Source organism: Syntrophorhabdus sp., from assembly GCA_012719415.1.
Lineage (GTDB): Bacteria > Desulfobacterota > Syntrophorhabdia > Syntrophorhabdales > Syntrophorhabdaceae > Delta-02.
In genome coordinates this window covers 1-13,493 of the sequence record JAAYAK010000243.1, presented here as the reverse complement: position 1 = coordinate 13,493, position 13,493 = coordinate 1, and the positions used below count along the sequence as shown (strand labels likewise).

General features: G+C 60.8%; 13 protein-coding genes. 10 read left to right on the top strand and 3 right to left on the bottom strand.

The annotated features are described in order from the left end of the window. From GXX82_14580 to GXX82_14555, 6 genes are all read left to right on the top strand, one after another. On the top strand, positions 1-401 hold a 401-nt coding region (locus GXX82_14580; protein ID NLT24263.1), incomplete at its 5' end, for a hypothetical protein. 9 nt (positions 402-410) lie between these two features. Then, positions 411-1,535, top strand: coding sequence for a histidinol-phosphate transaminase (gene hisC / locus GXX82_14575; protein NLT24262.1), 1,125 nt, complete (start codon positions 411-413; stop codon positions 1,533-1,535). Beyond that, on the top strand, positions 1,532-3,817 hold the full coding sequence (locus tag GXX82_14570; protein ID NLT24261.1) for a xanthine dehydrogenase family protein: 2,286 nt from the start codon (positions 1,532-1,534) through the stop codon (positions 3,815-3,817). The genes hisC and GXX82_14570 overlap by 4 nt, the downstream gene beginning before the upstream one ends. Beyond that, positions 3,814-4,299, top strand: coding sequence for a (2Fe-2S)-binding protein (locus tag GXX82_14565; protein NLT24260.1), 486 nt, complete (start codon positions 3,814-3,816; stop codon positions 4,297-4,299). Before GXX82_14570 ends, GXX82_14565 begins: the two co-directional genes overlap by 4 nt. Further along, positions 4,292-5,140, top strand: a complete 849-nt coding sequence (locus tag GXX82_14560) for a xanthine dehydrogenase family protein subunit M (protein ID NLT24259.1) — start codon at positions 4,292-4,294, stop codon at positions 5,138-5,140. The genes GXX82_14565 and GXX82_14560 overlap by 8 nt, the downstream gene beginning before the upstream one ends. Beyond that, positions 5,137-6,342 (top strand): MFS transporter, encoded by a 1,206-nt coding sequence (locus GXX82_14555; GenBank protein ID NLT24258.1) that lies wholly within the window; start codon positions 5,137-5,139, stop codon positions 6,340-6,342. The genes GXX82_14560 and GXX82_14555 overlap by 4 nt, the downstream gene beginning before the upstream one ends. A gap of 615 nt (positions 6,343-6,957) precedes the next feature. Here GXX82_14555 and GXX82_14550 read toward each other — a convergent pair. After that, positions 6,958-7,173 carry a dodecin domain-containing protein gene (locus GXX82_14550; GenBank protein ID NLT24257.1) on the bottom strand — a complete coding sequence of 72 codons (216 nt, stop codon included), beginning with the start codon at positions 7,171-7,173 and terminating at the stop codon, positions 6,958-6,960. A 96-nt stretch (positions 7,174-7,269) separates the two neighbouring features. Continuing rightward, positions 7,270-7,716 (bottom strand): YbhB/YbcL family Raf kinase inhibitor-like protein, encoded by a 447-nt coding sequence (locus tag GXX82_14545; GenBank protein NLT24256.1) that lies wholly within the window; start codon positions 7,714-7,716, stop codon positions 7,270-7,272. Positions 7,717-7,947: 231 nt separating this feature from the next. Here GXX82_14545 and GXX82_14540 point away from each other — a divergent pair, with 231 nt between their 5' ends. From GXX82_14540 to GXX82_14525, 4 genes are all read left to right on the top strand, one after another. Then, complete coding sequence (locus GXX82_14540; protein ID NLT24255.1) at positions 7,948-10,086, top strand: RNA-binding transcriptional accessory protein; 2,139 nt, start codon at positions 7,948-7,950, stop codon at positions 10,084-10,086. 76 nt (positions 10,087-10,162) lie between these two features. Then, on the top strand, positions 10,163-10,363 hold the full coding sequence (locus GXX82_14535; GenBank protein NLT24254.1) for a hypothetical protein: 201 nt from the start codon (positions 10,163-10,165) through the stop codon (positions 10,361-10,363). 142 nt (positions 10,364-10,505) lie between these two features. Beyond that, entirely contained in the window at positions 10,506-11,678 is a 1,173-nt protein-coding gene (locus tag GXX82_14530; protein ID NLT24253.1) for a radical SAM protein, read from the top strand. 18 nt (positions 11,679-11,696) lie between these two features. Next, on the top strand, positions 11,697-12,980 hold the full coding sequence (locus GXX82_14525; GenBank protein NLT24252.1) for an MFS transporter: 1,284 nt from the start codon (positions 11,697-11,699) through the stop codon (positions 12,978-12,980). Here the strand turns inward: GXX82_14525 and GXX82_14520 are convergent. Then, positions 12,957-13,493 (bottom strand): hypothetical protein (locus GXX82_14520; GenBank protein NLT24251.1); only part of this gene is annotated, 537 nt, incomplete at its 5' end. The genes GXX82_14525 and GXX82_14520 overlap by 24 nt on opposite strands.

Genomic DNA, 13,493 nt, shown 5'->3' with positions numbered 1-13,493 from the left:
TCAAGGAAGACCCGGGGTGCAGGGTCTACGCCCACGCCGGCATGGAGGACTTCCTCAGGACCCGGTATAAGATGCATTTTCTTGCCAGGGAGATCGTCCCCGTGAAGTATGAGGGTGAGAGGCAGAATCCCCACTCCGTCTTCGGCGCCAGGTTCCAGCACAGCCAGAACCTCGTGGTTCTTACACCCCTGTGGGATGGCGCCGATGCCCGGGAGAACCTGGCAAGGCACATCGAGGTCTTGAGGGCCGAAGGGATAGCGAACATCCTTTTCAGGATCGATCTCGGTCACGGCTGGCACGCGCGGCTCTATCCCGTCATCGAGGCGAACGGGTTTGTCCCGTCCATCGTGATCCCTTACCAGGGCAAAGCGGACTGGCTCTTTTTCACCCTGCGGGATTGAGGTTTTTGCGTGTTTGACGTTCCCCTGAACAAACTTGTCCCTGAATACATAAAGAAGTTCGAGGCTTACATCCCGTCCCGTCCTGATCCGGAACTCATGAGGTTCTACAGGGTTGATCACCTGTGGCGGCTCAACAACAACGAAAATCCCCTCGGTCCACCCGGGGGCTCGGCAGGGATCATCGAGCGGTTCCCGCCGAAAAGGGCGAGTATCTATCCCAGCGGTGATTCCTGGTACCTGCGCGTGAAGCTGGCCGAAAGGTTTGACCTCGACCCCGACCAGATCGTGTTCGGAAACGGGGCGAACGAGGCCATCGCCTTCGTCATCAAGGCCTTCTGCCAGGAAGGGGACAACATCATCACGGCCGACAAGACCTTTGCCGTCTATGAATGGGTGGCGGAATTCTCCGGTTTCGAGGCGAGGCTCGTGCCGCTCAGGGACTTCGGCTTCGACGATGAGGGGATGCTTGCCCGCGTAGACGACAGGACAAAGATACTCTTCATCTGCAATCCCAACAACCCCACCGGGACCTACTGGGACGAGACGAGGTTGAGAAGGTTCCTCGACAGGATCGCCGGGAGGCAGATCGTCGTTGTCGATGAGGCGTATTGCGAATTCGTCGAGGCAGACGACTATCCCGATGCGATGAAGCTCCTCAAGGAGTACCCCAACCTTGTCACCTTCCGGACCTTCTCCAAGATGTACGGCCTTGCGGGGCTTCGCATCGGCTACCTCGCGGGAAGCCGTGACGTGGTGGACGTGATCCGGCGGACCTGCATCGTCTACTCGGTGAACGGCCTCGCCCAGGAGGCGGCGCTCGCGGCCATCGGCGACGACGAGCACGTCGCCCGGACGAGGCGGCACGTCAATGCCGAGAAGGCCTACCTGCTCGAGGAGCTCTCGCGCCTGGGCGTGGAGACCCACGCCGGCGAAGGGTGTTACGTCATGGTGAGGCTCCCTGTGAGCGATACCCTTGTCTATCGGCAGCTGATGGCACGAGGGGTGATGATACGGACGATGACGGGCTTTCGTTTTCCCAACTGGATACGCGTCAGCATCGGGGTGCACGAGGCGATGGAGGACTTCATCCGTGGTCTCGGTGAGATCCTGTCCGACAGGGAGGGCGTTCTGTGAAAGAGAAGGCGAGACGCTTCCTTGAGGGACCCCGCCTCGACGCCTTCTCGAAGGTCACGGGACGGGAGAGATACGCCGCCGATGAGTATTCGAAGGAGTTCTTCTGGGCCGGCGCGAAAAGGGCCCTCATACCGCACGCCCGGCTGCTTGCCGTTCACACCACGCGTGCCGCGGCGCATCCGGGTGTTCTTCGGGTTCTGACCTTCCGCGATGTCGGGGGCTCGAACAGACTGGGGATCGTCAGGAACCATCAGCCGGTGCTAGTCGATGAGTTCATCCGCCACGCGGGAGACGCCGTCGCCCTGGTGGTGGCCCGCAGCCGAGAAGCTCTCCACGAGGCCCTCGACCTCATCACCTTCGACCACGAGCCTCTGCCGGGTGTCTTCGATCCCGAAGAGGCCCTGAAGGACGGCGCGCCCAGGGTCCACGAGGACAACGAGGAAGGCAACCTGGTGAGGGCTGTCCGCGTAAGGCGGGGAGACCCCGACGTGACCTTTCGCGGCTGCGACGTTGTGGTCGAGGGTATGCTCGAGACGCCGCGTCAGGAGCACACGTACCTGGAGACGGAAGCCGGGTGGGCCTATGTCGATGGAGACGGGGTGCTCGTCGTTGTGACATCGACGCAGACCCCCTACCGGGACAGGAAGGAGATGGCCGCCGCCCTGGGGCTCGGTGTGGACAGGGTGCGTGTCGTCGCTCCTTGTCTCGGCGGCGCGTTCGGAGGAAAGGACGGCATCACCGTGCAGTGTCTCGTCGGTCTTGCCGCTCTCAGCGCGGGCGGCGTTCCCGTCAAGATGTGGTGGAACAGGCGGGAGAGCTTCCTCGCCAGCGTAAAGAGGCTTCCCGCAAGAATGTACTACCGGCTCGGGGCGAAAGCGGATGGGACCTTTCAGGCGCTCTCCTGCCGGCTCTACTTCGATGCGGGTCCTTACGCGGGACTTGCGGGCGAGGTCATGGCGATGGGCGTGGAGCACGCCGGGTCGGCGTACCGGATACCCAATGTTGATATCGAAGGGTATTGCGTCTATACGAACAGCGCCCTTGGTGGTCCTTTCCGCGGTTTCGGTGTGCCGCAGGCGACGGCGGGCATGGAGCAGGTTGTCGACATGGTGGCCGGGAAGCTTGGCATGGACCCGCTCGAGGTTCGCCGCGTCAACGCTCTTGGTACCGGGGACAGGAACTGCGTGGGCGTTGAGCTCAGGTACTCGGCGGGGTTCTCGGAATGCGTCGACAAACTCGTGGAGCATCCGCTGTGGAAAGAGCGCGAAGCCTGGAAGGCATCGGCGCCGCCATGGAAGAAGCGCGGCTGCGGCGTTGGCTGCATGGCCCACGCGATCGGCTACCCGGCTCTCATCCCCGACGAGGCGAACGCGAGAGTGGAGCTGACAGAGAACGGTACGATCCGGGTCTATTCAGGCGTCTCCGATATGGGGCAGGGGAATGCCTGCGCCTATCTCAGGATAGCGGGGGAGATCCTGAACCAGGACCCCGCGACGATGGAGGTTGTCCAGCCCGACACGGACCACGACCTTCCCTCGGGCACCTCGTCGGCGAGCCGCACGACGTACACCTTCGGCAATGCCGTCATACAGGCGGCGGGAAGCCTCAAAGAGATCATCCTTCGGGCCGGTGCCCAATGTCTTGAGATCGAGGACATGGACTCTCTCGAACTGGTGCCCGATGCCGTCAGGATCAAAGGTTCGGGCCGAAAGGCAGCCCTTCGCGACGTAGCGGCCCTCATCGATGCCGGCGACCGGTCCTGCAAGGGATACTTCCGGACCCCCTACGACGAGAGCACGCTGGAGATAATGTACCTGGGCACGCACGTTCTGTTTTCGTACGGTGCCCACCTCGCGCGCATCGAGGTCGATACCCTGACGGGAAGGATAGATGTTGTCGACTACGTGGCCGTCACCGACGCGGGCAGGGTGCTGAACCGCGCCCAGTACGATCAGCAGGTGCAGGGTTCCATCGCGCAGGGCATCGGGTATGCCCTCATGGAAGACTACATCGTGAAGGACGGCCGGCACGAGACGGAAGACCTTGCGACCTACATCGTCCCCACCTCCCTCGACGTTCCCGACATGGTCTCCATCGCCGTCGAGACCGATGAGACCACGGGTCCCTTCGGTATGAAGGGGATCGGCGAGGTGGTCATCAGCGGTTGTGTGCCCGCCATCGCCAATGCCTTTCACGATGCCTGCGGCGTGAGGATAACACGGGTTCCCCTCACACCGCAGCGCGTGCTGTCGGCCCTTGCCGGACAAGGAGGGGAGGAGTGAAACGGAAGATATCGTTCATTCTCAACGGCTCGCCCGTTGTCGTAGAGACGGATGCCGCCAGAAGGGCCGTCGATGTGCTTCGCGAGGACCTCGGTCTGACCGGCGTCAAGGAGGGCTGTGGCTCGGGTGAATGCGGCGCCTGCTCCATCCTCGTTGACGATGTGGTGAAGCTTTCCTGCATCATGACGGCGGCGCAGCTGGAAGGGAGGAAAGTGGTCACCATCGAGGGCGTCGGCCGGGATGGAGAACTCCACCCCGTGCAGCGCTCATTTGTGGAATGCGGGGCCATACAATGCGGTTTCTGCACACCCGGCATGGTGATAGCGGCGGTTGGTTTCCTGAAGGAGAACCCGGACCCGACGCGGGAGGAGATCCGTGCGGGGTTGAGCGGCAACATCTGCCGGTGCACGGGGTACGAGAAGATCATCGACGCCGTCGAAGACGCGGCGGCGAAGCTCCGCGGAGGAGGTTCCGGTGGCTGACGTCCATGTGCCGTCATCGCTCGACGAGGTCTTTCGGCTGCTCGACGAGGAACCTTCGGCGAGGCTCTTCGCCGGCGGCACCGATATCATGGTGAGATCTTTCCCGGACATGCGGGAAAGGGGGTCCTTCCTGTGTCTCGAAAGGGTGGACGAGCTAAGGGGCATCCATGGATCCGCCACAGAGGTGCGCATAGGCGCCGCGGCGACACTGAGCGAACTTATCGCGAGCCCTGTCATCGCGGACCTTTTTCCCCTTCTCCGGGAGGCTCTGCGGCACGTAGGGGCGCCGGCGGTGCGCAACATGGGGACCCTGGGAGGGAACATCTGCACGGCGTCACCGGCGGGCGACAGCCTGCCGCCGCTGTATATCCTGGGTGCCGAGGTGGAATTGCGTTCCCTCGAGGGGCGGCGGCGGATGCCGATCGGTGCGTTCATCACCGGGCCCGGGCGGACGCAGCTTGAAGAGGGCGAGGTCCTCTGCGCCGTCGTGATCGGAAAGGAGCAGGGCTTCAATTTCCACCATTTCGAGAAGGTGGGACAGAGAAAGGCCATGGCGATCAGCGTGGCCTCCCTGGCCTTCGGCGCCGAAACCCGCCGTGACGGGACCATCGTGAAGGCCCGCTGTGCCTTCGGCAGCGTGGCCCCCACGGTCTTCACATCCCGGCTCCTGAACGACACCTTTGCAGGAAATACCCTGAACACGGCCGTGCTGGACAGGGCCGCCGCGATCGTCCGCGAAGGGGTGAGTCCCATCAGCGATATCCGCGCGTCGATGGAATATCGAAGACAGGTGGCCGGCAACCTTGTGATGCGCCTTGAAGGCGCCGGGAAAGACAGGTGACGGGACCTCCCAAACCCACCCTGTTCACCGGGGATTTCATCCTCCTCGGCGTGGTTCTCGCCTTCGTGTCGGCCATGATGGCGCTTTTCTTTCAGTTCCAATCCTACCTGATGTCCCTCGGGATCGATCCGAGGTGGCATGGGTTTCTTCTCGGCTCCGACGCGATCACGGGCGTTGTCCTGCAGCCCCTGATGAGCCCGTACCTGAACGCGAAAAACGCGAAGAAGGTCCTCGTGGCGGGTATCTGCGTCATGGCAGCCGCGCTTGCCTCTTACAGTCAAGCAGTGACCGCCGGTGCCATAACCCTCGTGCGGATCGTGCACGGAGGAGGCTTCGTCGCGTCGGTGGCGGCCATGATGGCGCTTTTCGCCGGGTACATACCGCGGTCGAGGAGCGGCGAGGCGATAGGGATCATTTCCATCATGAGGCTCCTTCCGTACGCGATTGTCCCCCCCGTCGTCGTGTATCTCTCTCACGGCGCCGGCGATTTCACATCCGTTCTAACGGCGGCTGCCGTGGTGACGGCTCTCGTCCTCATTCCCGTCGCCTTTGTACGCCCGGCGCCGGGGGGCGAAGAGGCATCGGAAAAGAGCGTGGGCCTGTCCGGCCTTCTCGAGAACATAAGGTCTGTGCCGGTGGTGATGCTTCTCGTTGTGAACGTTCTTTTTTACAGTTCCTACACGATACTCTTCTTCTTCCTGAGGGATTTCGGAGCCCTAAGAGGGATAGGCAATCCCGGTTTTTTCTTCACCGTGGCCATGTTCGTGATGATCGTGATCAGGCTCGGGGGAAGCCGCTACTTCGACAGACTGAACAAGGCGCGGACCGGCGCGTTCTGCATGGCCCTCCTGGCGGTCTTTCACGTCCTTGTCTATTTTGTTCGCCTCGAAGCGTGGTTCCTGGGTTTTTCCGTTATCTTCGGGGTCCTCTGGGGAGTGGGAATACCACTCATAATGGCCTTTGTTTTCGACATATCGGAGCCGCGGTTCAGAGGCCTCAACATGAACCTTGTCCTGGTCGTGATGCAGGTGGCTTTTTTTGTGGGCCCTTTCGTTGGAGGGATCGTCCTCGCGGACTGGGGGTACGGCCCTCTCTTTACCCTCTGCGGTATCCTCAACATGGCCGGGGCCATCCTGCTCTTCGGGGTGAGAGGCAAAAGCGTCTCAGGTTTCAGGTCTCAGGTTTCAGGTTCAAAGACCTGAAGAAGGGATGAGAAGGTCGCAGGTCACAGGTCGCAGGTCACAGGTCTCAGGTTTCAGGTCTCAGGTCTCAGGTTCAAAGACCTGAAAAACTGGTGCAAGGGTTTCGATCTACTCGGACAGCTTGAAGGTCTCCTGGCACCCCATTCTTCCCCCCGTCATTCCGCACCCCTCCTTCCCCTGTCATTCCGCACCCCTCCTTCCTCCGTCATTCCGGCGAAGGCCGGAATCCAGGAAAAACTTTCGGACGGTGATAAGTGCACATAAAGAGGATACCCTTAGGACACGATACAAAGGCGCCGTGGAACTCTTCTCTGTCAGGTGCTCGTTACCTGCCGGTCTTTCCTGGATTCCGGCCTTGGCCGGAATGACGGCGGGCGAGAACAGAATGACGGCGGGCGAGAACGGAATGGAGGGGGAAGTGGTGTGCCGAAAGGATGGCCCCTGCAATGTCCGGGAAGATCGGAACCTTTGCACCAGGATGTTTGGGGCAGGACGCGGCTCCTCCTCGTTGAATTTTCCCTGGTTTCTTAAGCTTGAGCGTTGAACGTGTTTTGGAAAAAAGAAAGCGTAAGATGTGACACCTTACGCCTTGCTCTTTACGTGTTGCGATATCTATCAGCTTTCCAGGATAAAGATGACCTCGAGGGTGACGCGGAATTCTATTATCTTTCCATCTTCGACCCTTGCGCGCTGTTCCTTCACACGCAGGCCGGTAATGCCCCGTAACGTTTTGGAAGCTCGTCTGAACCCGATAACCACGGCATCTTCAAAACTCTTGGGAGATCCCGCGATGACCTCCGTAACGCGTGCGACCCTGCCCTCAGACCTCATAAAAGCCTCCTTGTGCCTTTTTTAATCAAGGTTATCAGGGTGAGTATACACTGTCAACTATTTTTCCGGCCATCCTCCGGCTCCCGGGAGCAGGCATCACCTTTTGTATAATCCCACCGTCCGGGCCTCGGCGAGTATGTGGCCCTTCATGGCCTTTTCGAGGTCCTGCTTTGTCGAGTTCCTGCCGATGCTCAGCACCGTGTCCAGAGCGTACAGCTTGAAGAAGTACCGGTGTGTCCCGGATGGAGGACATGGTCCCCCATAGCTTGTCCTCCTGAAGTCGTTCCTTCCCTCAAGCGCCCCTGTCGGCACGGAATGCTCCTTGACCTCCCGTGTCCCGGGATCGATGTTCCACAGGACCCAATGGACCCATGTCCCGGCAGGTGCGTCGGGGTCGTCGACGACGAGCGCCAGTGATCGGGTCCCCGGGGGGATGTTCCGGAAGAGGATAGGGGGATTGATATCCTTCCCGTCGCAGGTGTACTGTTTCGGGATCATGCCGTTGTCCTTGAAGGCCGGGCTTTCGATGGTCATCGCGTCCATTTTCGTCACCTCCTTTCCCGCTGCCGCCGAAAAGGCGAGCAGGATCGCCGCCAGCGCCACGAAGGGGATCAGGTGTCGCATTCCATCCACCTCCTTCCTCATCTCTCGAAACGTATACATACAGTATAGCAGAATACCGCCCGCCCATCGGGCTTCACTTTCCCCGCCGCTTCGGTTATAGTTAGTTTCTTGAAGGCCGCGAACGATCATAAGGGAGACGTGAAGACAAGGATGGAGCACAACGAAAAGATAGCAAAAGAACTCGGCATTTCGGAAGGAAGGGTGCGGGCGACCGCCGCTCTTCTTGCGGACGGCGCCACGGTTCCCTTCATTGCCAGGTACCGGAAAGAGGCCACGGGGTCCCTCGACGAGGTGGCTATAGGCGCCATACGGGACCGGCTGGAACAGTTGGAGGAATTGGATAAACGCAGGGCGGCGATCCTTCGGTCCCTGGAAGAGAGGGAACTGCTCACGGAGGACCTGAAGGAGGAGATCGAGGCGGCCGAGACGCTCGCCGTGCTCGAAGACCTGTACCTGCCCTTTCGCCCTAAACGCAGGACCCGGGCCACCATCGCGAGAGAGAAAGGACTGGAGCCCCTGGCGCGCATGCTCTTCACCGGCGAGGGTACCCGGGAGGCGGGGTTCGACGCCGCCGGACAGGCGGCCGCCTTTGTCGACGCCGACAAAGGCGTGGGGTCCGTCGAGGAGGCGCTTGCCGGCGCCCGTGACATCATTGCCGAGTGGATAAGCGAGGATGCCGCCGGGCGGGCCGCGGTGAGGGACCTCTTCCTGGCAAAGGCCCATCTCGCGTCGAGGGTCATAGCGGGAAAGCAAGAGGATGGTGCCCGGTACAGGGATTACTACGAATGGGAGGAACCCGTCAGGAGCGCGCCGTCGCACCGGGTGCTCGCGATGAGGCGGGGAGAGAGGGAAGGCTTCCTGATGCTGTCCGTCACGGGCTGTGAAGAGGAGGCCTTGAGGCTTCTGAAGCATCGCTTCATCAACGCGGCGACGCCGGCACCCGATGAGGTCGCGGCAGCCGTAGAAGACGGGGCGGCAAGACTCCTCTTTCCGTCCATGGAGACGGAGGCGCGCGTGGCCATGAAGGAACGGGCCGACGCGGAGGCGATCAGGGTATTCTCGGAGAACCTGCGCCAGCTCCTGCTTGCCGCGCCGCTGGGGCAGAAGAGCGTTCTCGCCATCGACCCGGGGTTCAGGACAGGATGCAAGGTGGTCTGTCTCGACAGGCAGGGCAAGCTCCTCCACCGGGACACGATCTATCCCCACACATCGCAGAGGCAGGCGGACGAGGCTGGGCGCACGGTGGTCGATCTTTGCGCGCGCTTTGAGGTCGAGGCCATAGCCGTCGGAAACGGCACGGCGGGCAGGGAAACGGAGTCTTTCCTGGGGGCCCTTGAGTTGCCGCACCGGATACAGATCATCAGCGTCAACGAGAGCGGGGCGTCCATCTACTCGGCATCCGAGGCTGCCCGGGAGGAATTCCCCGAGGAGGACGTAACGGTCAGGGGGGCCGTGTCCATAGGGAGACGCCTCATGGATCCCCTCGCCGAACTCGTCAAGATCGACCCAAAGTCCATCGGTGTCGGCCAGTATCAGCATGACGTGGACCAGCCGGCCCTCAAAAGGGCCCTCGATGACGTGGTGATGAGCTGTGTGAATGCCGTCGGGGTGGAGGTCAACACGGCAAGCGCGCAGCTTCTCGGGTACGTGTCCGGTCTGGGTCCCGCCCTCGCGAAGGCCATCGTGTCGTACCGGGACGAGAACGGTCCCTTTCACACCAGAAAAGACCTGAAGAAGGTGCCGAGACTGGGGCCGAAGGCCTTTGAACAGTCGGCGGGATTCCTGCGGATACGGGGCGCGTCGAACCCGCTCGACGGGAGCGCCGTCCATCCCGAGAGCTACCCCGTCGTCGAGGCCATGGCGCGCGATGCCGGATGCTCCGTCGCGGACCTCATGAGCGATGAGGGCCTCCGGAAGAGCATCGACCTTCACCGGTACGTTGCGGAAAAAACCGGCCTGCCGACACTCACGGATATCATGGCGGAGCTTGCGCGGCCGGGCAGGGACCCGAGGGAGGAGTTCCACGCCTTCGCCTTCGCCGAGGGCATAGAGAAGATGGAGGACGTAAGGCCGGGGATGAGGCTTCCCGGCATAGTCACCAACGTGACGGCCTTCGGTGCCTTTGTGGACATAGGCGTTCATCAGGACGGTCTTGTCCACGTGAGCCAGCTTGCGAACCGGTTCGTGAAGAACCCCTCCGACGTGGTGAAGGTACACCAACAGGTGATGGTGAAGGTCCTCTCCGTTGACCTCGGGCGCAGGCGGATATCGCTGACCATGAAGGAATAGCAATACAATGTACAATATTGTTGACAGAACGTGACGCGTGGCGTAATCTTGTCACAGAAATCGACAGGAGGACATTATGTTATTGATCAACAAGAGTGGCCGCATCTACGATGTTCCCGAAAAGATAGCAGAGCAGTACGTTGCCAGAGACCTCAGTTCGTCGAGAGAGGCCGTGGGCGACATGCTGAGCACGCTCAGGAAGCCTGCCGCGGCATCCCCGGAGTCCCAGCTGGAAGGATGCTGCAACATTTACTCCAACTACTGCCCCAACAGGTAGGGGACAGTCTTGAATCGCCGTGATGGTCCCTTCAGGGACACCGCGGCGGCACCGGCCCGGCGCCGGTCATGGCATGTGTCATCAGGGGTGTTAGCATGATGATGGTGCTGTGTCGCGCGCATGGGCCGACAGGTGTTCTGCCATGACCCAAAATCACTCCCTTTTCAAGAACCTGAGCAGCGTTACCTTCCAGCTCACCACGTCGTGCAATCTTTCCTGTGACTATTGTTTTCAGGATGCCTGCAACGTTTCCTCTTCTGAGGGCGATGCGGGCAGGGTGGCGGATCCCCGCGAGACCGCCGCGACCCTGATGGGACTTATGGAGAAGAGCGAGACGGAGCTGGCCATGGTGTTCTCCGGCGGTGAACCGATGCTCGTCCCCGTCGACTGGTACCGTGCCTTCTTCGACATCATGGACAGGTATGTTGAGAGGTCGGGCAAAAAGCTGGAGTACTCCGTTCAGACCAATATCTCCATCCTGAGACCCGAGATCATCGATCTCTTCAAGGCCCACGGTGTCCACTTCTCCGTCCATTACGACGGTGAGCTCGACGATCCGAAACTGCTCTCGAAAAGGCGCCGCGACAACATCGTGACTTTGTCCGAGGAAGGCCTCGCGGTGACCGTTCTTGTCGTGGGGACGGTGGAATCCCTGAAGGCGCTGCCTTCGAGCATCGGGTTCTTCAACAGGCACGGTATCCGCTTCTATCGCATCAATTACGTCTCCAGCGAGGGAAGAGGGTACCAGGTCTCCCGGATACCGCCGGCGCAGAGGGCCGAGGCCGAGTTCCAGGCCGCCTTTCTGGCTTCCCAGCTTGACTTCGGCACGCGGGACAACGTTGTCCTCAACAAGTTTCTCTTCTACCACAACAACGTCATCTGCGGGAGCGACTACAGGACCACTCCCCGCCCCCAAAAGTGCAGGGCCGGGGTGATGTCCGCGTACGTGGCGGCCGACGGCTTCATCTATCCCTGCAGTTTCTTTCCCGGGATAACGGGACCGATGGCGACGGCGAAGGACCTCTCGCCCCTCGAAGGGACGGGGCGTGCCGTTGCCCTCTGCGAGGCGGCGAATCCGTATTATGACAGAAAGTGCCCGGAATGTGAGGCACTGCCCATCTGCGGCGAGTATTGTGCCCTCTCGCCGGTGACGGACACGAACTTCATGGAGTCCTTCTGCAGCGCGCAGGTCACGCTGCGGCGCATGATGGATGAGAACCGGGAGTTGACGGAGCTCATCGCCAAAAGGTTCATCGAGCACCAGACGGCTTACCCCCTGGATGTCCCCAGGTCCTGCGGCACGCGAACGACGTAAAGAGCGTCGAACGAGCGTATGACGCCGCCTTCCGAGAGACTGTTCAACAGGAATTTCACTGTCATGATCGGCGGTCAATGCGTCGCGCTCCTTGGGAGCGCGCTCTATTCCGTCGTGCTCATCCTCTACCTCAAGCAGATGACAGGGTCCGCGACGGTCCTCGGGATCGTTGAGCTTCTCGCTTTCCTGCCCTGGGTCGTTATGGGGCCCCTTGCCGGGACCTTTGTCGACAGGGCGAACAGAAGATCGGTCATCCTCTGGAGCTATTTCGTTCGTTCAGCGCTCATGCTGGCCCTCTTCTTCGTCACTGTCAACGGGGCGGCGGGCCTGACCACCCTCGGCCCTTTCCCCGTGGCCGTCTACGCGGTCTTTGTCGTGACGGCCTGCATGGGCATCATCGATTCCGTCTTCAACGCCGCGCTGAACTCGATAATCCCCGTGGTCCTCCCGAAGGAAAAGGTCCAGAAGGGCAACTCGCTCTTCCAGGGCGCGGGCGGGGTGCTGGCCATGGCAGGCAACGCGCTGGGCGGGATATTCTTTACCGTGCTGGGCGGGGCGCTGGCCTTTCTGGTGAACGGCGTCTCCTACCTTTGCGCCGCCCTGTGGACGGGGTTCATGTCGCTCACGGACGCACGACCAGGGAAGAAGACATCTTTTTCCTGCGCGGAGTTCGCGGCCGAGACAAAGGAAGGCTTCCGTTTTATCTGGGGGAACAGGGGCCTGAGGGACCAGACCATAGTCTATACCCTGTCGAACCTGTTCTTCCCCATGGTGATGCTCGCTTTGCCCTTCCTCGTGGAGGACGTGATGAGGCTGAAGGGTTCGTATTACGGATACCTCATGAGCATGCTTACCTTGAGCTCGATCATCGCCTATTTCGTCTTCGGCGCGCTGAAGACAAGCAACCGGCAGAACTACGCGGTCATATGCGTGCTCTTCTTCATCGAGGCCGCCATATTTCTCTTCATCTCTTTCGCCAGGAATACCGTGATCGTCTTCGCGCTTTTCTCGATCCTCTCCGGCTGCATGGCCATCTCGCGGCTCATCAACACCTCGCTCAAGCAGAAGGTGATACCCGACAAGCTAAGGGGCAGGGTCTTCGGGACGCTCGATTCCATCAACGGGGCCCTTGCCCCCCTTTCCTTCGCCGTCGGCGGGGTTGTCATCGACCTTCTGAACAAGAACCTGTTCATACTCTTCTTCGTCATCTTCGCGGTGTACACGGTCCTGGCCGTTGTTTTCGTGCTCAGCCGGTCGATCAGGCATTTCTACCTCGATTCAGATGCCGGTGTCGACCACTGAGATGATCGATGCGTAGGCTTCGCCGAAGTAGACGAGGTGTCTTGTCTTGAGGCTGTCGAGGGCCGCGCGGACGGACGCCTCGTCCGTCTCCGGGTGCCGTTCCCTGATGGCTGACAGAAGGGTGTGAAGGTCGAGGATGCGCTCGTTCACCTCCCGAAGGACCGCCGAAGCAATGTTTCCCAGGACGAGCTCCAGGACGGGTTCCCCGTCGAAGAACTCCTTGTAGATGGTCCTTCCCTTCTCGTGGCGGATGGTGTACGTGTACGCGTGGTTGTAGTAGAAATCGTTTATCTTCGCGAAGGCATCCCAGAGCGTGTTTTGCGGCGCGGAGAAGTCGAAGAGGGAGAAACGGTCGATTCCCTCTGTCATGCCTTTCGGAAGGAGACCGAAGATCTCGTTCTCGTTGAATCGTGCCAGTTCATCGGCGGGGATCGTGTCGTGGAAACGGGAATGCCCGGCCAGCCGTAAGGGGATGATGGTGTGGCGGAAGAATTCCCTGTCGTAATAGAACCT

Excerpts from the sequence above, each read along its gene's own strand:
- GXX82_14525 (NLT24252.1), top strand. The coding sequence starts at position 11,697 with ATGACGCCGCCTTCCGAGAGACTGTTCAACAGGAATTTCACTGTCATG.
- GXX82_14540 (NLT24255.1), top strand. The coding sequence starts at position 7,948 with ATGGAGCACAACGAAAAGATAGCAAAAGAACTCGGCATTTCGGAAGGA.
- GXX82_14550 (NLT24257.1), bottom strand. The coding sequence starts at position 7,173 with ATGAGGTCTGAGGGCAGGGTCGCACGCGTTACGGAGGTCATCGCGGGA.
- GXX82_14535 (NLT24254.1), top strand. The coding sequence starts at position 10,163 with ATGTTATTGATCAACAAGAGTGGCCGCATCTACGATGTTCCCGAAAAG.
- GXX82_14545 (NLT24256.1), bottom strand. The coding sequence starts at position 7,716 with ATGGACGCGATGACCATCGAAAGCCCGGCCTTCAAGGACAACGGCATG.
- GXX82_14530 (NLT24253.1), top strand. The coding sequence starts at position 10,506 with ATGACCCAAAATCACTCCCTTTTCAAGAACCTGAGCAGCGTTACCTTC.